The organism is Marinobacterium jannaschii DSM 6295 (genome assembly GCF_000620085.1).
Lineage (GTDB): Bacteria > Pseudomonadota > Gammaproteobacteria > Pseudomonadales > Balneatricaceae > Pontibacterium > Pontibacterium jannaschii.
The window spans coordinates 163,112-183,865 of record NZ_JHVJ01000004.1; the positions used below are offsets into that span (position 1 = coordinate 163,112).

Consider the following 20,754-nt stretch of genomic DNA (forward strand, 5'->3'; position numbering starts at 1 on the left):
CTGTTTGACAGCCCATCCTATGACCTCCGATAACAGTCCGATCTCCACCTCCGTCCTGGCTAAGAAGCTGGGTAAATCCTCAAAACAGATGTTTGCCGAGCTGGAAGCCCTGCGCTGGATTAAGCGTGAGGATGACCACTGGATACTGACCCCGAAAGGGGAGTTTGAAGGTGGCCGCTATAAGACCAGCGATAAGTTCGGTACCTACGTGGTCTGGCCCGTGACAGTGTTGCAGCACCAGGCGCTGGTAACCCCTGACAGTCATCTGAAAAGTGCCACGGCCCTCGGCCGGGAGCTGGATCTGTCTGCCGGCCGCATCAACCAGTTGCTGAAGACGCTGGGCTGGATTGAGGCGCAGCAGAAAGGTTGGGTGACGACCCGGGCCGGTAAGCTGGTGGGCGCTGCGCAACGCCAGAATGAGCGCAGTGGCGTGCCCTATCTGCTCTGGCCGGAGGATCTGCCCACATATCCTGCCTTTGCGGATATCTGCCAACGCTGGTTGCAGCCCCGCCCGGGAGCGGCCCTGGACGGTCATCAGCATGACTCAGCGGCACGGGTACAGATCGATAACTGGCTCTACCTGGCGGGATTGCTGCACAGCTGCCAGCATCCACTGCCTCTGGATGAGCCGCTGAAGGTGGACTTCTGGCTGCCGCAGTCGCATATCTGTATCCAGTACTGGGGCGATCTCAGCGGTGCCGGACAGTTATCGGAGATGATGGCGGTGCGGGAGCGGATTGATGAGCTGGGTTTTGGTCTGATCGAGCTGCAGCCTGAAGATCTGGATCAGCTCGACCAGCTGCTGCCGAAGCTATTGCTAAAGCTCGGTGTAGAAATCTGATATGAGTGGTAGGTTGGGTAGCGGAGCGCAGCGACAAAACCCAACGCTCCTGCGCAATTTGATTAATGCTGGGATTCGCAGGCTCATCGCCAGCCTACAAGTTACTTTGTAGGTGGGTGTCTTGAATCTGCGTTTGTAGGTTGGGTAGCGGAGCGCAGCGACAAAACCCAACGCTCCTGCGCAATTTGATTAATGCTGGGATTCGCAGGCTCATCGCCAGCCTACAAGTTACTTTGTAGGTGGGTGTCTTGAATCTGCGTTTGTAGATTGGGTAGCGACAAAACCCAACTATCTGAAAGCTACAAGCAGCGGGCTACAACCGGGTAGCCTGCTGCTGTGGGCCTGCTGCTTAAAGCTAAAAGCGGCTTTTACAGCGTTACCTGGCTAACCGCCTGAACTGCTTCGGCGAAGATCTCGGCGATGATATCGATCTCTTCCGCCGTGACGATCAATGGTGGCAGGAAACGTACCGTCGAACCAAAACGGCCACCCACCTCCAGGATCAAACCACGCTGCAACGCTTGCTGCTGCACCGCGCGGGCCCGTGCGCCGTCCTGTGGTGCATTGCCCAGGCTGTCGCGTTTACCCGCCGGATCAACCATCTCCACTCCCAGCATCAGGCCACGGCCGCGCACATCACCGATAATCGGGCTGCAGATCTGGCTCAGCAGGCCCTTCAAACGAGCGCCCATCTTTCCGGCATGCAGGTGCAGCTTTTCCTCTGCCAGATGGCGCATCACCACCTGGCCGGATGCCAGCGCCAGCTGGTTACCACGGAAGGTGCCGGCATGAGCGCCCGGCTGCCACTGGTCGATCTCATCGCGGTAGACGATCACCGCCATCGGCAGGCCGCCGCCGATCGCCTTGGACAGCACGATAATATCCGGCTCTATACCGGCGTGCTGGAAGGCAAAGATCTCACCGGTGCGCCCCATACCCGCCTGAACCTCGTCCAGGATCAGCAGGATATCGTGACGGCGGCTGATTTCGCGCAGCCCCTTGAGCCATTCGATATCCGCTGGCAGGGCGCCGGCTTCACCCTGAACCGCTTCCAGAATAATCGCCGCCGGCTTCTGCACGCCTGATTCCGGATCGCTCAGCATAGTTTCCAGCTGGTTCAGGCTGGCCCTGACGCCATCCTCGCCGAGTCCATAAGGACAGCGTGGTGCATAGGGGAAGGGCATAAACTGCACATCCGGTACCGTCGCGCCCAGTGCCGATTTCGGCCCCAGGTTACCCATGATAGCGAGGGTGCCCTGGGTCATACCGTGATAGGCGCCGGAGAAGGCGATAACCGTATTGCGACCGGTGGCAGTCTTGGCCAGCTTGATTGCCGCTTCTACCGCATCGGCGCCACAAGGGCTGCAGAACTGGATGCGGGCACTGTCGGCCATCTTGCCCGGCAACAGGCCGAACAGGCGGTCGATAAACTGGTCTTTGACCGGGGTGGTGATATCCAGTGTCTGCAGCGGCACACCGCTGTTCAGGGTCTGGCTGATCGCTTCCGTGATCTGCGGGTGGTTGTGGCCCAGCGCCAGGGTACCGGCTGCTGCCAGCGCATCGATAAAGAGCTGTTGCTGCGAATCCTGCACATAGATGCCCTGACTTCTGGTCAGTGCCAGTGGCAAGCGCCGTGGATAACTGCGCGCATTGGACTCACGTTTCTGTTGACGTTCGAGGTACGAATTCTGACTCAGCTGTCGCATCGGCTGGGTGAGGAAGTGATTCAGACAAGGGCTGATAGCGTCCTGATCCTGAACTGCCTCGGCGCTCTGCAGCAGGGTGTCACTGACAACTTGGTTCATGGTGATGGATTCCGGGTTGGGTCTTAGCGGTTAGCCATTGCGTCGCGCAGGCTCTTGGGACGCATATCGGTCCAGTTTTCCTTGATCCAGGCCAGGCAGTCTTCGCGCTGGCCCTGCTTGCCCGCTTCACGCCAGCCGCCTGGAATTTCCTTGTACTCCGGCCAGATGGCGTACTGCTCCTCATGGTTGATTACGACATTAAAGATGGTGTTCGGATCATCAAGGCTCATCTTCCACTCCCTTTAGGTGGCTTGTTTAACAGACGACTACAAGTGCTGTTGAAGGGGGCCGTTACTAAACGACCGTTTAGCATGTTGCATTCGAGAAGCGGTTTTATAAGGCAAATGCGAATTATTATCAATACAATTTAACTTTTCATATAGATTATGTATTATGCCCAGCCTCAGTTGCCAAACGACTGTTTGGTTATGCGGCTAGATCCAGATTTTCATATTCACAGCGTTAAGGAAGAGGTTACAGATGGCTCCTGAAACAGATATCGCGACATCGACTGTCATCACCGGTCAGCTGGAGGCTACAGGCCCGCTGCCGCTGCTGATCGAGCCGGCGGCAGACCGCAACTGGCGTAACTGCTTTGATGAGATCAAGGCCGTGATCGATGCCCGGCTGGAGCAGGTGGGAGGCGTACTGTTGCGTGGTTTCGAAGTCGGCGGAGAACAGGACTTCCAGGCGTTTGCCAAGGCCTTTGGCCATGACCTGCTGAGCTATGACTATGCCTCAACGCCACGCAGCCAGGTGGAAGGCAAGGTTTACACCTCGACCGAGTACCCGGCCCATCAGGTAATTCCGCTGCACAACGAACAGGCCTATACCCTGGCCTGGCCGATGAAGATCTGGTTCTGCTCTATCACCGCTGCAGAAGAGGGCGGCGAGACGCCGATCGCCGATAGCCGCAAGGTTTACCAGCAGATCGATCCGGCCATCCGTGACAAGTTCGCCCAGCGCAAGCTGATGTATGTGCGTAACTACGGCAACGGCCTCGATCTGCCGTGGCAGAAAGCCTTCAGTACCGAAGACAAGGCCACTGTCGAGCAGTTCTGCCGCGACAACCAGATTGAGTTTGAGTGGAAGGGCGATGGCGAGCTGCGCACCCGCCAGGTCTGCCAGGCTATGGCGATCCATCCGCGTACCGGTGAGCCGGTCTGGTTCAACCAGGCGCACCTGTTCCATGTCTCCAACCTGCAGCCCCATGTGCGTGAGACCCTGATCTCCATCGTCGGCGAGGACAACCTGCCGCGTAATGTCTACTACGGCGACGGCAGCCCGATCGAGGAGGCCGATCTTGCCCATGTACGCCAGGTGCTGGATGCCTGCCAGGTGCAGTTCCGCTGGCAGCCGGGCGATATCATGATGCTCGACAACATGCTGGCTGCCCATGGCCGCAGCACCTTCAAGGGTGAGCGCAAAGTGGTCGTGGCGATGGCCGAGCCTCATCGCTAGGCCGGACTCAGACTGCCGCGCCCGATTATTCCAGTAGCCCTATTCAGTTGCACCCGCCACGGCGGGTGTAGGAGAACGCCCTTATGTCCAATGCCTCTTTGACCACCGTCGAACAGCCCGCCAACTGGGTTGAACTGTTGCAGTATCAGGCCCGCTGTCATGGTGAACGCACCTGTTTCAGCCTGCTGGGTAACGGTAGTGATGTTTCAGCTTCGATCAGTTATGCCGAGCTGGATCAGCGTGCCCGCGCCCTGGCCGTGGAGTTGCTTGAGCATGCCCGTGCCGGTGACCGTGCCATGCTGCTGATGCCCAATGGCATCGATTATGTGGTCGGGTTTTTTGGCTGTATCTACGCCGGCCTGATCGCTGTCACTGCCTATCCGCCACAGCACAAGCGTCGTGACTGGGGACGTATCAGCGGTATGCTGACCGACTGTGAAGCGGCTGTGGTACTTTGTGCCGCAGAGCACAGCGCGAAGGTCAACGCTTGGCTCCAGGCTGAGGCGCACGGCTGCCGGCTGCTGCAGGTGGGTAGCGAATCTCTGGTGCAGGCGGCGCAGTGGCAGATGCCGCAGATCGACAAGCAGACCGTCGCCTACCTGCAGTACAGCTCCGGCTCGACCGGATCGCCGAAGGGGGTGATGCTGGGGCATGGAAACCTGTTGCATAACACCGCGCTGATCGCCCGTGAATTTGGCATGGGTGGTGAAGACCGCTTCGTCAGCTGGTTGCCGATGTACCATGATATGGGCTTTATTGGCGGCGTACTGACTCCGCTGGCGCTGGGCGCTGCTACCTGGCTGATCCCACCGCCGGTGGCACTGCAGAACCCCTACCTGTGGCTGAAGGCGATCTCGGACTTTAAGGCGACCACCAGTGGCGGCCCGAATTTTATCTTCGAGCACTGTGTTGCCCGGATCAGCGAGGTGCAGAAAGCCGGACTGGACCTGAGTCACTGGCGCTGCAGCGTGAACGGGGCCGAGCCGATCCAGGCCCGGACCCTGGCAGACTTCAACTGTGCCTTCGCCTCTAGCGGCCTGGCGCAGACGACCCTGAAGCCAAGCTACGGCATGGCCGAAACCTGTCTCTTTGTTACAGCCACCCCGGAAGATGAGCGTTATCGTGCTGTTCAGTTGGATAAGACTCTGCTGCAGCAGGGGCGTGTGAGTCTGTCTGATCAGAATAGCCTGGAGCAGGCGGGATCCGGACGTATTAATGATCAGATGGACGTACGGATCGTCGATCCGCAAAGCGGTCAGTCGCTGCCGGCCGATCAGGTTGGCGAGATCTGGATCCGTGGCGCCAGCGTAGCACAGGGCTACTGGAACAAGCCCGAGCTGAGCGCCGCGACCTTTGGCAACCAGATCGATGGCGTTACCGGATATCTGCGTACCGGCGATCTGGGCTTTATCCTTGACGGCCATCTCTATGTCTGCGGTCGCCGCAAGGAGATGCTGATCGTCAACGGCCGTAATCACTACCCGCAGGATATCGAAGCGACTATCCAGACCGTCGACAGTGATCTGGCGGCCCATGGTGGTGCTGTGTTTGAACTTGGCGACGGCAGTGGCCAGGTGATCGCGGTGCAGGAACTGAGCCGTCAGGGCTGTCGCCGTGAAGGCCTGGATCAGCTGATCACCCGCATCCGTCAGGCCGTGGCCGAAGTGCATGAGATCACCCTGGCTGCGGTGGTGCTGATCGCACCGGTCTCTCTGCCGAAAACCACCTCCGGCAAGATCCAGCGCCTGCAGTGCCGTGACCAATACCAGCAGCAGTCACTGCGCATCCAGGCGCAGTGGCAGCAGTCCGGGCCGGGCAATGCTGATCAGGCCGAGGTGCTGCCGCCGCTGGTGGCTGGAGATTCGGGCCAGATCAGCGCCTGGATCTGTGGCTGGATCGCCCATCGCCTGGGAATCGCTGCCGACACCGTCGATGCCTCTCAGGAGCTGGTGGCGACCGGGCTGGACTCGGTGGATGCCATGACCCTGACCCACGAGCTGGCGGAAGGGCTGGGGCGCGAACTGTCGCCGGATCTGGTCTGGCACTATCCCACTATCGATGCCCTGGCCCAGTACTTAGAAGAGAGCCTGGCCGTTGCACCTCAGTCCGAGCCAGAACAGGAGTTGCTGCTGGAGGGAGAGATCTGATGAGTGATGCGATCTCCCTGCTGAAGCAGTGCTGGCTGCGCGGCATCAACCTCAGCCTGAAAGATGACAAGCTCAGTTTCAAGGCAGCACCGGGTGTTATGGATCAGACGATGCTGGCGGAGATTCGCCAGCATAAGACTGGGCTGATCAGTGCCCTGCAAGCCCAGCCCGACTATTTCGAACCCCGTCCGCTCAGCGCCAACGAGCGGGCACTCTGGTTCCTCTACCGCATGGCGCCGGACAGCGCCGCCTACAATATGGCCTATGCGGTTAAATTGTCCGTCGGAATCAGCGAAGCGGCGATTAACCAGGCCTTCGCCACGCTCTTAGCCCGTCATCCGATCCTCTGTACACCCTATGGAGAGCGCGATGGCGAACCGCTGCAGTGGGCCAGGGCGGTCACCCCCGGCAGGCTGGAAGCCCGGATGATGCTGGATGCCGGGGCCGAGCAACTGCAGCAGTGGATCAGCGAAGAGGCGGACCGGCCATTGGTGCTGGAATCCGGTCAGATCTGCCGTGCTGCACTGGCGATCAACCAGACCGAGCAGGGCGCCGAGCCGCATCTGGTGCTGGTGGTACACCATATCGCCGCCGACTTTATCTCTTTCGAAGTGCTGCGCCAGGAGTTCCTGCAGCTGCTGGGTGGCAAAACCCCGGCGCAGGCCGCTGCATACAGTTACCGTGACTGGGCCGTGCAGCAGCAACTGGCCCTGCGTCAGGGCGAGAAGAGTCGCGAATACTGGCTGGCTGAGCTGGAAGGGCTGCCCCAACTGCAGCTGCCGACCGACTTCAGGCCCGGTAGCGATACCCGCGCCGAAGGCGAGGAGATCAGCTTTGTACTGGCCGAGCCGCGCGCTGCGCAGCTGCGGCAACAATGTCGCGACCTGGGCATCACCCCTTATGTCTGGTGGCTGTCCGCCTTCCAGTGGTTTATGGCCCGTCTATCGGGCCAGGATGACTTTCTGATCGGCACCCCCAGTGCGGGCCGCCTTAAACCGGAACATAGTCGCCTGGTGGGCTATCTGGTCAACCCGTTGCCGCTGCGTTGCCAGCCGCAGTGGGAGCAGTCCTTCGCGGACTGGAGCGGCCAGGTGGCACAGCAGGTAAAACGGGCCCTGAGTCACCAGGCTTATCCCTTTGCCGCCCTGGTTGAGCAACTGGAGGTGCAGCGTGAAGCGGGCCGCAGCCCGGTGTTCCAACATATGTTCACCCTAAACCATGAACGCCCGGAAGCAGGAAAGGCCGGACTGATCGAAGCCGAGTTGCTGGCCGAGCAGCGCGGTGCAGCCCATGAGCTGAACCTGGTGGTGGTCGACGACCGCAGCTGCTTTACCGGTAAGTGGCGCTACAATAACAGCCTCTACCGCCGTGAAAGCGCCGAACGCATTCGCGAGAGCTTCCTCTGTTTCGTCAGCCAGTTGCTGGACGATAACCAGCAGGCGCTGCACAGCCTGACGTTGGCATCGGATGAGAATGTTTCAATACTCCAGGGTGAGCCACTGGCACCTCTGGCTGATTCCGCCTGGCAGGCCTTTGCGAACCATTGCGCCCAGCGCCCGGACGCTATCGCCCTGCAGCAGGGTAGTGACAGTCTAAGCTATGCCGAGCTGATGCAGCGGGTCGAAAGTGCCGCCGCGCAGTTACATAGCGATGGCATTCAGGCGGGCGAGCGTATCGGTATCTGCCTTGAGCGCAGCATCGGGCAAGTAGTACTGATGCTGGCAAGCTGGCGTCTGGGCGCTGCCTATGTGGCGCTGGATGGCAAATGGCCTGAGGGGCGTCTGCAGTTCGTCGCTGAGGATGCGCAGCTGAAGCTGATTGCCGGTGCAGGCGAACGCCCGGACTGGCTGGCTGACGCTTGTCACTGGTTCTCGCCCCAGGCGATCAGCGCTGGCACAGCGGCGATCACTGAGGTTGCGCCGGCGCAGGCTGGCGATGCCGCTTACCTGATCTATACCTCCGGCTCCACCGGCCAGCCGAAAGGCGTGGTGCTGAGCCAGTCCAACCTGATCCACTACGCCAGTGCGGTGATCGATCGCTTAGCACTGGATGCCGATGCCAGCCTGGCGACTCTGGCCAGCAACGGTGCCGACCTGGGTTATACCGCGCTTTACGGTGCCCTGCTCAGCGGCCGTACCTTGCGTCTGCTGCCAGAAGATCTTGCCTTTGATGCCGAAGCGCTGGCCGATGAGCTGGCCCAGCGCCCGGTCGACTGCCTGAAGATAGTGCCGTCCCACCTCAACGGCCTGCTGCTGGCCAGCCCGCGCGCCGAGCTGCTGCCGCGTTGCGCCTTGGTAACAGGCGGTGAGGCGCTGACGCCTGATCTGATCGCCCGGATCAAAGAGCGCAGTCCGCAACTGGCACTGTTTAACCACTACGGCCCGACCGAGACCACCGTTGGCGTGGTGATGAAACGACTCGATGCGGCTGAACCGGTGGTTGCACTGGGCCAGCCGCTGGCCAATGTCCAGCTGCGCATTGTCGATAGTTGTGGCCAGCCGCTGCCACAGGGCTTTGCCGGCGAGCTGGAGGTGGCAGGTCCGACCCTGGCCGCGGGCTATCTGGGCCAGCCGGAGATGACTGCCGAGCGTTTCTATCAGGCTGCGGGCCTTCGCTGGTACCGCACCGGCGACCGGGTGATGCAGGTCGCGGGCGAACTGCAGTTTATCGGCCGCTGTGATTTTCAGGTGAAGATCCGTGGCTACCGGGTCGAACCGGGTGAAGTGGAAAGCTGGCTGAAACAGCAGGCCGACGACGCGGTGGTCATCAACGCTCCGGACGAGCGCGGCAATAACCGCCTGGTGGCCTACCTGGTGGCCGATCAGACAGCACTCGATGTATTGCGCCAGGAGATGGCAGCTGTGCTGCCGGACTATATGGTGCCCGCTGTCTGGATTGCACTGGACCAGTTGCCATTGCTGGGTAACGGTAAGGTTGACCGCAAGGCCCTGCCTGATCCGGATCAGCAGCCAGAAACGGCCGTCGAGAGTCTGGCCGACAATAACGGTGAACCCCGCAACAGCACTGAAGCGGCGCTGCTGACCATCTGGCGCGAGCTGCTCGGTAAGCCGGAGCTGGGCATTCATGACAACTTCTTTGCCAACGGTGGCGATTCCATCCTCGGCCTGCAGATTATCGCCAAAGCACGCCCGCAGCAGATTACCCTGACGCCGAAGGCGATCTTCGAACACCAGACCGTCGCAGAGCTGGCTGCCGTGGCGGAGACCCCGCAAGGTAAGTTGCAGCAGGCGCTGCTGGAGATCGCCCGTGACGTGCTGGGTAAGCCGGACCTGAGCGCCACGGATAACTTTTTCGCTGTCGGCGGCGACTCTATCCTCAGCCTGCAGATTATTGCCAAGGCCCGGGCGGCGGGTATCGCCCTGACGCCGAAGCAGGTGTTCGAGCATCAGAGCATGGCCGAACTGGCACAGGTTGCCAGCCTGACCGAACAGAGCCGCGAAGCAGAGAGCAAGCCGCAGGATCTACTGCCCACCGAACCCTTCCCGCTGACACCGATACAGCACTGGTTCTTCCAGCAACAGTCCGCTTCTCAGACCCCGTCACAATTGGGCCACTGGAACCAGTCACTGCTGCTCGACAGCCAGCTGGATATCGATCTGCCGGCCCTGCGCGCTGCCAGCCTGAAGCTGGCCGAACGTCACCCGAGCCTGCGCCTGCGCTTTATCCAGCACGAAGGCCAATGGCTACAGCAGTACCAACCGCTGGCGCAGGATTGGGCTGAACGCCTGGCCACCGAGTGCCGGAGCGATCAGCTGGACGATCAGTTGCTGGCGCAACTGCAGTCCGGTTTTAACCTCGACAGTGCGCCGCTGCTGAAACTGGTCTGGCTGCCGCAGCAGAGACAGCTGCTGTGTACGGCTCACCACCTGATCGTCGATGCCGTCAGCTGGCAGATCCTGCTGACTGATCTGGCAGCACTCTATGCCGCCGAGCTGGGTGATGCTCAGGCACCGGTTGCGGTGGATGCCGTGAGATTCCATCAGTGGCAGCAGCAACTGGTCGAACGCACTGCTGCGATCGATACCCCACAGGCACGCCACTACTGGCAGCAGCAGGTTCAGCCTGAGTTGCCACGCAGCGCTGCTGACAACTGCTATGGCAACAGTGCTGCCATCAGTACCCGGCTGGATGCCGCCACCACCGCCCGCCTGCTGGGCGAGGCCAATGGTGCCTACAACAGCCGCGTGCAGGAACTGCTGCTGACTGCCCTGGCCCGGTTGCTGGGACAGTGGCAGCAGCTGCCAGAGATCTGTATCGAGCTGGAAGGCCATGGCCGTGAAGCGGCCGAGAGTGGTCTCGACCTTTCCGCCAGCATCGGCTGGTTCACCAGTCGCTACCCACAGAAGCTATCGGCGGCGGCCGACTGGGCCAGCGCGTTGATCCACAACAAGGAGCAACTGCGCCGCCTGCCGGGTAACGGTCTCGACTATGGCCTGCTGCGTTATCTGGCGACTGACAGCGACAGCTGGCCGCAACACAGCTTTGTCTCCTTCAACTATCTGGGACAGCAGGAACAGGCCAGTGAGAGGCCGTTCTCACTGGCTACTGCGCTTTGTCCGGGGATGCGTGCCGATGAAAACCAGCGCCCGCACCTGCTGGATATTAATGCCCTGGTACTGGCCGGCGAGCTGCATATCGAATGGAGTTATCCGGCCAGCGATCCGGCCTTTGCCCGCGTGCCCATGCTGGCAGAAGACTATCTGCTGTTGCTGCAACGCCTGCTGGATCACTGTTGCGATCCGGCCAACGGCCGTGCCACCGCCGCCGATTTCCCCGATGCCGGGATCAGCGACGCGGAATTTATCGACCTGCTGGCAGAACTGGAGGCCTGAGCCTGAGCGCTCTGAACGAAAGACTATGGCAAACCCACAGAACCCAACATCTACGACACCGTTGCCGATGAAAGAGCTGTCCAACAATATCGAAGCGATCTACCCGCTGGCGCCGATGCAGCAGGGACTGCTGTTCCACACCCTGATGAATCCGGGCCAGGGTATGTACCTGCTGCAGTACCGCCATGTGATGGAGATGGACAATCTCGACACCGATGCCTTCCAGCGTGCCTGGAACGCCGTAGTGCAGCGTCACGAACTGCTGCGTACCGCCTTTGTCTGGAAACAGCAGAAGCGGCCGCTGCAGGTAGTCTTTAAGCAGCTGGATCTGCCGGTGGCAGAGCTCGACTGGCGCGGCCTGGATGCCGCAACCCAGCAACAGCAGCTGGAGGCGATGCTGGCAGAGGAGCGCCGCGAAGAGCTGGCCTTTAACAAGGCACCGCTGATGCGGGTGCGGCTGATCCGCCTGGGCGAGAACCGCTACCAGTTCGTGCGCAGCTATCACCATATCCTGATGGATGCCTGGTGCTTCTCGCTGATCATGATGGACTTCCTCGCCTGCTACCGCGCCTTCAGCCAGGGCAAGAGCCTGAGCCTGGAGAAGCCGCGCCAGTACCGCGACTTTATCAACTGGCTGCAGGCGCAGCCGGCCGATGGCCACCGGGATTTCTGGCAGCAGCGCCTGGCCGGATTCGATACCCCGACGCCGCTGGGCATCCGCCAGCCACAGCAGTTCGCCGACGCCGAGCCGGTGGTCGACGTGGTCGAGCAGCTCAGTGTCGCCGACACCGCACGGCTGCAGCAGCTGGCAGCGCAGAATCAGGTGACCCTCAACACTTTGGTACAGGGTGCCTGGGCGCTGCTGCTGAACCGTTACAGTGGCGAGCAGGATCTGCTGTTTGGTGTCACAGTGGCCGGCCGTCCTGCCCATATGAACGGCATGGAATCGGTGGTAGGGCTGTTTATCAATACCCTGCCGCTGCGCTGGCAGGTCAAGCCGACCGCCAGACTGGGCGAATGGCTGCGTGAACTGCAGCGCGAAAACCTGGCCCTGCGTGAACATGAGACCAGCTCGCTGGCCGATATCCAGCAGTGGAGTGAGGTGGAGGGGCAGGACCTGTTCCAGAGCCTGTTCGTGTTTGAGAACGCGCCGATGGATGCCGGCCTGAGCCAGGAAAACCTGGAGTTTATCGTTCAGGACGCTACCAACCGGACCCATACCAACTACCCGATCACCGTGGTGATCATCCCCGGCGAGCAGCTGCACCTGCAGCTGACCTATCAGGGCAGCGATTTCTGCCATAGCGCGGTAGAAACCATGCTGGGCCATTTCCGCACCTTGTTGCTGGCGATGGCCGGGCAGGCGGCGGATGTCCGCCTCGACAGCCTGCCGATGATTTCCACCACCGAGTTGATACAACAGCAGCAATGGGGCCAGGGCGACGCACTGCCGCTGGGCGCTGACTATATCACCCGCTTTGAAGCGCAAGTGGCCGCTAACCCCGATCGTACGGCAGTGCGTGGCAGTGATATGGAATTATCTTTCAAAGAACTGAACCAGCGCGCCAATTCACTGTCACAGCTATTAATCCGACAGGGTGTCGGTGTAGATAGCATCGTTGCTTTGCTGGGTGAGCGTAACGCCGAGCTGTTGGTAATGATTCTGGCCGTGCTAAAAGCCGGTGGCGCATATTTGCCACTGGACCCTAAGCAGCCCCCACTGCGTTTGGCACAGGTGTTAAAACAGAGTCGTTCCCCGCTGCTTCTGGCGATCCCCTCTACTCAGCAACTCGCTCAGCAGGCAATTGATGTGCTGGATGCAGGTACGGCCCTTCCAGATCTTTTCCCCTTCGATCTGGTTGGGCAGGTACTTGATTCCGCTTCCGCTGAAAATCCTTCCGTCCCGACAAGCCCCGAAAACCTCGGTTATGTGATCTTTACCTCCGGCTCCACCGGCACACCTAAAGGTGCCATGGTGACCCGTCAGGGTATGCTCAATAACATGCTCGGCAAGTTCGCGCCGTTGCAACTGGGTACTGAGGATGTCATCGCTCAGACCGCCTCTCAGTGCTTCGATATCTCGGTATGGCAGTTCCTGATCGCACCGATTCTCGGTGCCCGGGTGGAGATCCTGCCCGATTGTGTCAGCCAGGATCCGGCGCGTCTGGTGCAGGAGATCGAACAGCGCGGTATCACTATTCTGGAGCCGGTACCGGCCTTGCTGCAGGGCATGTTGCTGCAGGATCAGCCGCTCGACAGTCTGAAATGGGTGCTGCCGACCGGTGAGGCGCTGCCGCCCGTCGTGGCACAGCAGTGGAGCGAGCGCTACCCGGCGATCCCGCTGATGAATGCCTACGGTCCGGCGGAGTGTTCCGACGATGTCGCCTTCCACCCGATCACCGAACGTCTGGATGACAGCGTGCGCCATGTGCCGATCGGCCGTGCCACCGCCAATAACCGCCTCTACCTGCTTAGTCCTGAACTGGAGCCGATGCCGGTGGGTGCTATTGGCGAGATCTATGTGGCCGGTACCGGTGTCGGTCGCGGCTACCTGAACGAACCGGAACGTACCGCCGGTGTCTTCCTGCCGAATCCATTTAACGACTCTCCAGATAGCGAGGGTTCCCGTCTTTACCGCACCGGCGACCTGGCGCGCCTACTGCCCGATGGCAGCCTGCAGTATGTCGGCCGTGTCGACTATCAGGTCAAAGTACGCGGTTACCGTATCGAGCTGGGCGAAATCGAATCCCGCCTCGGTCAGCATCCGCTGATCGACGAAGTGGTGCTGATCGCCGCTGATGATAGCCAGCGTGGCAAGATGCTGGTGGCCTATATCGCCGGTAGCGACGCCGAGAGCCTGGCCGAAGGTGGCAGCTGGCGCGGCCTGCGTGACTTTGTCGCCGAGGGTCTGCCGGACTACATGGTACCGGCTGCCTTTGTTGCGATGACGAAACTGCCGCGCAACAACAACGGCAAGGTTGACCGTAAACAGCTGCCGGAACTGGATTTCAACCGTCAGCGTGAAGCCAGCTATGTAGCACCACAGAACGAACTGCAGCAACAACTGGCCGAGACCTGGCAGTCCCTGCTGGGGCTGGAGAGGGTGGGCATCAGCGATAACTTCTTCGAACTCGGCGGCCACTCCCTGCTGGCGACTCAGTTAGTCGGCCAGCTCAGTCGCCTGCTGGGTTATGAAGTGCCGTTGCGCAGCCTGTTCGAGCAGCCAACCATCGAGCTGCTGGCCGACTGGCTGGATCAGAATCAGGATGTTGCGGCTTTGCCAGCGCTGACACCGGCGGGGCGCGATGTGCTGATGCCTCTGTCCTGGTCACAGCAGCGGATGTGGTTCCTGCAGCAGCTGGAGCCGCAGAGTGCTGCCTACAACCTGCCAGCCGCACTGCGTATTCGCGGTCAGCTGGATGCCAGATTAATGCAACAGGCGCTGAACCAGCTGCTGTCCCGGCATGAGGTGCTGCGTACCCGTTTCGTGGTCGAGCAGGGCGAGCCACGCCAGCTGATTGAATACTCTCTGAAGCTGGTGCTGCAGCAGCAGGATCTGCGCGCTGAAGCCGATGTTGATGCCGCTCTGAACCGGGCCCTGCGCGCCGATGCGATGCAGCCGTTCAAGCTGGAACAAGCACCGCTACTGCGCGTCAGCCTCTACCAGCTGGAAGACAGTCAGGTACTGGCCTTCAACTGCCACCATATCATCGCCGATGCCTGGTCATTGCGCCTGCTGATCGACCAGTTCTGTCAGGATTACCGTGCGCTTGTCGATGATGCTCAGGCTGCTGGCAGCGACATAGCGGCGGCCGCCGCCGAATTGCAGTACGCCGACTACGCCATCTGGCAGCAGCAACTGATGCGTGACGGCCTGCTGGATACTCAGCTGGAATACTGGCGTTCACTGCTGCAGCCTGAGGGTCAGGCCGAACTGCCATTGCTGGAACTGAGCACCGACTATCCGCGTCCGACCCAGCCAAGTGGTGCCGGTCAGCGTCTGGTCTCCGAGCTGCCCGCCGCGCTGGCACAGCAGCTGATCGCTGCTGATCGCAGTGCCGGTCGCAGCCACTTCACCACCACCATGGCCGCTTTCCAGCTGCTGCTGGGTGCCTACAGCGGCCAGCAGGATATTCTGATTGGCGTGCCGGTGGCGAACCGTCACCATGCTGCCACCCAGCCGATGCTGGGCTGCTTTATCAATACCCTGGTGCATCGCGCTGACCTGCAGCCACAGCAGAGCGTCGAGCAGCTGCTGGCCGCCATTGCCGATCAGGCGCTGCAGGCCCAGGCGAATCAGGACCTGCCGTTTGATTACCTGATCGACCAGCTTGGCGTCGACCGCCAGCTGAGTTACAACCCGCTGTTCCAGGCGATGTTTAACTTCCTTTCCGGCACGGCGCTGGAACAGCTGGATATCGCCGGTATCGAAGCCGAAGCGATCGACAACCGTCCGGATACTGCCCTCTGTGACTTTAAGCTCGACCTGCAGGCCCATGACGGCGGCTTCATCCTGAGCTTTGAGTACAGCAGTGAGCTGTTCGCTCCGGAAACCGTGGCGCGTATGGCGGCCGACTATCAGCGTATCCTTGCCTGGTTGCTGGATAACCCGGCTGCACATCTGGCGGAGATGAACCTGTGGCAGCCGACTGAAGTAGCGGTTGCCGTCGAGCCGCTGCAGGATCTGCTGGCGCAATTTGCCGGCCAGGTACAGGCCGCGCCTGAAGCCCTGGCGCTGCAAGGCGCTACCGGCAGCCTGAGCTATGCCGAACTGGACCAGCGCAGCGACCGCCTCGCCGCCGCATTGCAGCAGCAGGGCGTGACCCTTGGAGCGCGTGTCGCGCTTTGTGTTGAGCGTGATGGGGCGATGCTGATCTCAATGCTGGCAGTACTCAAGTGCGGCGCAGCTTATGTGCCGCTGGAGCCGGCCTGGCCGGTCGAACGTGCGGGTTATATTCTCGAACATTCCCGCCCAAGCCTCTGTCTGGTGGACGATGCCCTGCGTGGTCAGATTGAACAGTGGCAGCCGGGCCTGGCCTGCCTGTCACCGCAGGCCACTGCCGATCAGCCGCTGCAACCGGTGGCGCTGAAACAAAACCAGCTGGCCTATATCCTCTACACCTCCGGCTCCACCGGACGTCCTAAGGGGGTTGAGATCAGTCGCGATAATATCGCCCACCTGTGCCGCGCCCTGGCTACAGAGTTCCCGTTGCAGCAGCGGGATCAGGTGTTGGCGCTGACCACCTACTGTTTCGATATTTCGGTGCTGGAGCTGCTCTATCCACTGACCCGTGGTGCCAGCATCCTGATCGCCGATAAGCAACAGGTGCGTGATCCGCAGCAGCTGGCACTGCTGTTGGATCAAAACCCGGTCAGCCTGATGCAGGCAACCCCGGCCACCTGGAGCATGTTGCTGGCTCAGACGCCACGCCGCTTCGACGGCATCACTGCCATTGCCGGTGGTGAGGCGTTAAGCGCGGGACTAGCCGGCCAGTTGCTGGCGCGTGGAGTCGATCTGACCAACGCTTATGGCCCGACTGAAGCCACCGTCTGGGCCAGCTTCCAGCGCCTGCAGCCAGGCGATTGCCAGCACGATGGCAACGCCGTGATGCCGATCGGTCGCGCCATCGAAGGGCTACAGGCCTATGTGCTGGACAGCGCCCTGCGCCCGGTACCAACCGGGGTGGTTGGCGAACTGTACCTGTCGGGTGACGGTGTCGGGCTGGGCTATCACCGCGCACCGGAACTGACCGCGGCCGCCTTCCTGCTAAGCCCGTTCGGCCCTGATGGCGAACGACTCTACAAAACCGGCGATCTGGTGCGTCGCCGCGCCGATGGCGTGCTGGACTATATCGGCCGTAACGACTTTCAGGTCAAACTGCGCGGCTTCCGTATCGAGCTGGGTGAGATCGAGGCCCTGCTGCCACAGCTGGACGGGGTGGATAATGCCGCCGTGCTGCTGCAGGGCAGTGGTGATAAGGCGCGCCTGGTGACCTACTGGAGCGGCAGCAAGCAGGACAGCGATCTACTGCGTCAGCACCTGGCGGTCCACCTGCCGGAATATATGCTGCCAAGCGCCTGGCAGTGGCTAGCTGAGCTGCCACAGAACGCCAATGGCAAGGTTGACCGTAAGGCCCTGCCTGCACTGCTTGAAGAGCAACAAGGTACGGTTAGCAGCGGCAGTGCGCCACAGGGGCACTGGGAGCAACTGCTGGCCGGTTACTGGCAGCAACTGTTGCAACAGCCGCAGGTCAGCCGTGAAGACAACTTCTTCAATCTGGGCGGCCACTCCTTGCTGGCTGCACGTCTGGTGGCAACCCTGGCGGAAGAGCAGGGCATCGAGCTGCCACTGCGCAGCTTGTTTGAGAAGCCGCAGCTGTCTGAGCTGGCCGCCGAGCTGGAAAATCTGGCAGAGCAGGGCAGCAACAGCCTCCGTATCCAGGCCTGTGGTCGCGAAGGGTTGCTGCCGATGCACGCGACCCAGAAACGCCTCTGGTTCCTGGAGCAGTTTAACGGTGCCAGCCGCGCCTATCAGTTGACCCTGGCGCTGCGTATTAAAGGTACGCTGGAGCAGAGTGCGCTGGAACTGGCGCTGCTGCAGCTGATCGAGCGTCAGCACAGCCTGCGTACCCTGTTTACCGAACATCAGGGCGAGCTCTACCAACAGGTGCTGCCGAAGATCCCACTGCCACTGCAGGTACATCCAGTCAGCGCCGAATTGCTGGCCGAAGGTGCTGAAGAGGCACTGGAGGCGCAACTGCGTCAGTTGGCCGATCAGCCATTTGAACCGCAGACCAGCGCGCCGTGGCGCATCAACCTGCTGCAGCCTGAGCAGGTGGCTGAAGGCGAGGGCACAGAGCAGGTACTGCAACTCTGTATGCACCACCTGATCGCCGATGGCTGGTCGTTACAGCTGTTCTTCGAAGAGCTGCAGGCACTTTATCTGGCGGTACTGGACCAGCGCAGCGCTGAGCTGTCCGAACTGCCCTATCAGTTTGTTGACTACGCCTACTGGTGGCAGGGTGAGGAAGCCGCCGAATTGTTGCAACAGCAGCTGACCTACTGGACCGGGAAGCTGGCCGGTGAGCAGCCATTGCTCGACCTGCCGACTGACCTGCCACGACCGAAGCAACTGGGTAACCGGGGCCAGCGTCACCGCTTTGAACTGCCCGCCACACTGGTAAGCCAGCTGCAACAGCGCAGTGCCGAACAGTCGGTGACCGCCTTTGTGCCGCTGCTGAATGCCTGGCAGCTGCTGCTGTCGCGCTACAGCGGCCAGCAGGATATCCGGGTCGGTATTCCGGTGGCTAACCGTCACCAGGCCCACAGCGGCAAGCTGATCGGCTTCTTCGCCTCCACTCAGGTGGTGAAAGCGCCTTTGGCACCGCAACTGGCCGTCAGTGATAGCTGGCAGGCGTTGCAGCAGACCCTGAACGAGGCGCAACAGCATCAGGACCTGCCGTTCGAACAACTGGTCGATGCCCTGCAGTTGCCACGGGATAACGGTCGTGCGCCGCTGTTCCAGAGCCTGTTTAACCTGATCCAGCTGGACTCAGGTAACGCCTTTGCCGGGCTGGAAACCCGCCGTATCAACCTCGAGGAGGGCACGGCCCTGAGCGAGATCGGCCTGCAGATCGAGCAGGGTGCGGATCAGTGGCACTGCGTACTGGAGTACAGCAGTGAGCTGTTCCTGCCCGCGACGGCAGCGCGCTATGCCCGCCATTACCTGCAACTGCTGGAGGCTATGCTGGCCGGACCGCAGCTGCGCCTCTGCCAGTTACAGATGCTGGAGAGCAGCGACTTCGAGCGCGAGATCGCCTTCAACGCCACCGATGCCGAACTGGACCCGGGCCTCGACCTGATCCGTCGTTTCGAGGCCCAGGCCGAGCGCACCCCGGATGCCGAGGCGCTGCGTTTCCACGACCAGAGCCTCAGCTACCGCGAACTAAATCGCCAGGCCAACCAGCTGGCGCATCAGCTGATCGGCCGTGGCATCGCTGCCGAGCAGCCGGTTGCGGTATTGCTGGAACGCGGCCCGCAGTTGCTGCTGGCCCAGCTGGCGGTGCTGAAAGCCGGTGCCGCTTATATCCCGCTGGATCCGGCCCAACCGGCCGAGCGTCTGGGTTATATCTGCCAGCACGCCCAGCCTGCACTGCTGCTGACCCAGACGGAATTTTCCGGCCTGCTGAGCTGCAGCGCCGAAGCCCTGTTGCTGGATCAGCCACCGCTTGAGCGCCCGCCAGAGCACAATCCGCAGCGTGCCGTTGATTCGGCGCAGCTGGCCTATGTGATCTACACCTCCGGCTCGACCGGCAAGCCAAAGGGCGTGGCGGTCAGCCGTGGCAACCTGGCTAACTTCCTCTACGCCATGGATCGGGAAGTGACACTGACAAGCGCCGACCGCTGGCTGGCGGTGACCACCTCATCCTTCGATATCAGTGCGCTGGAACTCTACCTGCCGCTGCTGCAGGGTGCCGCAGTACTGATCGCCGACCGCCGTCAGGCGATCGACGCTGATGCCCTGTTTGAGCTGTTGCAGCAGGCCACGGTATTCCAGGCCACTCCGGCCAGCTGGCAACTTCTTTTGACTAAGAATGCGTCTCAATGGCCAAACATTCGTGGTCTGATTGGCGGTGAAGCTGTCCCGGCCTCGTTGGCAGCACAGTTGTTGGAGAAGGGCGTTGCCCTGACCAACGTCTACGGCCCGACCGAGACCACCATCTGGTCGACCTCGCAGCCGCTGGATGCGACGGAGGTAGCCGCCGAAGGCGTCGCCGCCATCGGCCAGCCGCTGCTGAATAACCGTTGCTACCTGCTGGACGAGCAGCTGCAGCCGGTACCGCCGGGCGCGACGGGCGAGCTGTATATCGCCGGTGAAGGCGTGGCCCGTGGTTACCAGAATGCCCCTGAGCTGACCGCCGCCGCCTTCCTGCCGAACCCGTTCAGCAATGATGGCAGTCGCTTCTATAAGACCGGCGACCTGGTACGGCGCCGCGCCGACGGTGCCCTGCAATACATCGGCCGTAGCGACTTCCAGGTCAAGGTACGCGGTTTCCGTATCGAGCTGGGCGAGATCGAAAGCTGCCTGCGCCGTTTTGAGGGCGTCAGCGAAGCGGTGGTGGTGGCGGACAGCCAGCAGCGCCTGCTCGGCTATTTACAGGCCTCAGGCGATATCCAGGCGGCTGATCTTGACCGTGGTGCGATCCGTCAGCAGCTGGAGCAGCAACTGCCCGCCTATATGGTGCCGTACCAGCTGGTTTGCGTGGACAGCTTCGGCCTCAACAGCAACGGCAAGATCGACCGTAAGGCGTTACCTACTGAGCTTGATGGCGCAGAGCTGCCGCAGGATCAGGGCCGTGCCCCTGAAGGCGATGTCGAGTTGCGTCTGGCGGCGATCTGGCAACAGCTATTGGCTGTCGAGCCGGGGGCCGAGCAGAGCTTCTTCGAGCTGGGTGGTCACTCCCTGCTGGCGATGCAGATGATCAGCAAGGTGGAAGCGGAGTTTGGCCTGCGCCTGGCGCTGCAAGCCCTGTTTGAGCGTCCGACCATCGCCGCCCTGGCAGAACAGGTCAGCCCACAGGCCGATCAGCAACAAGATGATGAGCTGGACTTTATGGACCAGCTGCTAAGTGAATTTGAAGACTAGG

At 61.3% G+C, this 20,754-nt stretch carries 7 protein-coding genes; 5 read left to right on the plus strand and 2 right to left on the minus strand.

Annotation, left to right across the window (positions count from 1 at the left end; all coding sequences use genetic code 11):
- The first annotated feature begins 19 nt into the window (after positions 1 to 19).
- Positions 20 to 841 carry a hypothetical protein gene (locus Q354_RS0102510; RefSeq protein WP_027856244.1) on the plus strand — a complete coding sequence of 274 codons (822 nt, stop codon included), beginning with the start codon at positions 20 to 22 and terminating at the stop codon, positions 839 to 841.
- Positions 842 to 1,209: 368 nt separating this feature from the next.
- On the opposite strand, the gene Q354_RS0102515 is transcribed toward Q354_RS0102510, so the two are convergent.
- Together Q354_RS0102515 and Q354_RS0102520 are read right to left on the minus strand one after the other, a co-directional pair.
- Positions 1,210 to 2,646, minus strand: coding sequence for a diaminobutyrate--2-oxoglutarate transaminase (locus Q354_RS0102515; protein WP_027856245.1), 1,437 nt, complete (start codon positions 2,644 to 2,646; stop codon positions 1,210 to 1,212).
- 23 nt (positions 2,647 to 2,669) lie between these two features.
- Positions 2,670 to 2,876 carry an MbtH family protein gene (locus tag Q354_RS0102520; RefSeq protein WP_027856246.1) on the minus strand — a complete coding sequence of 69 codons (207 nt, stop codon included), beginning with the start codon at positions 2,874 to 2,876 and terminating at the stop codon, positions 2,670 to 2,672.
- Between the two features lie 250 nt (positions 2,877 to 3,126).
- On the opposite strand from Q354_RS0102520, the gene Q354_RS0102525 reads away from it, so the two are divergent.
- The 4 genes from Q354_RS0102525 to Q354_RS0102540 all read left to right on the plus strand — a co-directional run bounded on the left by Q354_RS0102525 (position 3,127) and on the right by Q354_RS0102540 (position 20,753).
- Positions 3,127 to 4,107 (plus strand): TauD/TfdA family dioxygenase, encoded by a 981-nt coding sequence (locus Q354_RS0102525; RefSeq protein ID WP_051559827.1) that lies wholly within the window; start codon positions 3,127 to 3,129, stop codon positions 4,105 to 4,107.
- Positions 4,108 to 4,190: 83 nt separating this feature from the next.
- A complete protein-coding gene (locus Q354_RS0102530; RefSeq protein ID WP_036228369.1) occupies positions 4,191 to 6,254 on the plus strand; it encodes an AMP-binding protein in 2,064 nt (687 codons plus the stop codon).
- Positions 6,254 to 11,107 carry a non-ribosomal peptide synthetase gene (locus Q354_RS0102535; protein WP_027856249.1) on the plus strand — a complete coding sequence of 1,618 codons (4,854 nt, stop codon included), beginning with the start codon at positions 6,254 to 6,256 and terminating at the stop codon, positions 11,105 to 11,107. The genes Q354_RS0102530 and Q354_RS0102535 overlap by 1 nt, the downstream gene beginning before the upstream one ends.
- Before the next feature lie 25 nt (positions 11,108 to 11,132).
- On the plus strand, positions 11,133 to 20,753 hold the full coding sequence (locus Q354_RS0102540) for a non-ribosomal peptide synthetase (RefSeq protein WP_027856250.1): 9,621 nt from the start codon (positions 11,133 to 11,135) through the stop codon (positions 20,751 to 20,753).
- The last annotated feature ends 1 nt before the right edge of the window (position 20,754 follow it).

Coding starts and splice junctions, on each gene's coding strand:
- Q354_RS0102510 (WP_027856244.1), top strand. CDS start 20: ATGACCTCCGATAACAGTCCGATCTCCACCTCCGTCCTGGCTAAGAAG.
- Q354_RS0102515 (WP_027856245.1), bottom strand. CDS start 2,646: ATGAACCAAGTTGTCAGTGACACCCTGCTGCAGAGCGCCGAGGCAGTT.
- Q354_RS0102520 (WP_027856246.1), bottom strand. CDS start 2,876: ATGAGCCTTGATGATCCGAACACCATCTTTAATGTCGTAATCAACCAT.
- Q354_RS0102525 (WP_051559827.1), top strand. CDS start 3,127: ATGGCTCCTGAAACAGATATCGCGACATCGACTGTCATCACCGGTCAG.
- Q354_RS0102530 (WP_036228369.1), top strand. CDS start 4,191: ATGTCCAATGCCTCTTTGACCACCGTCGAACAGCCCGCCAACTGGGTT.
- Q354_RS0102535 (WP_027856249.1), top strand. CDS start 6,254: ATGAGTGATGCGATCTCCCTGCTGAAGCAGTGCTGGCTGCGCGGCATC.
- Q354_RS0102540 (WP_027856250.1), top strand. CDS start 11,133: ATGGCAAACCCACAGAACCCAACATCTACGACACCGTTGCCGATGAAA.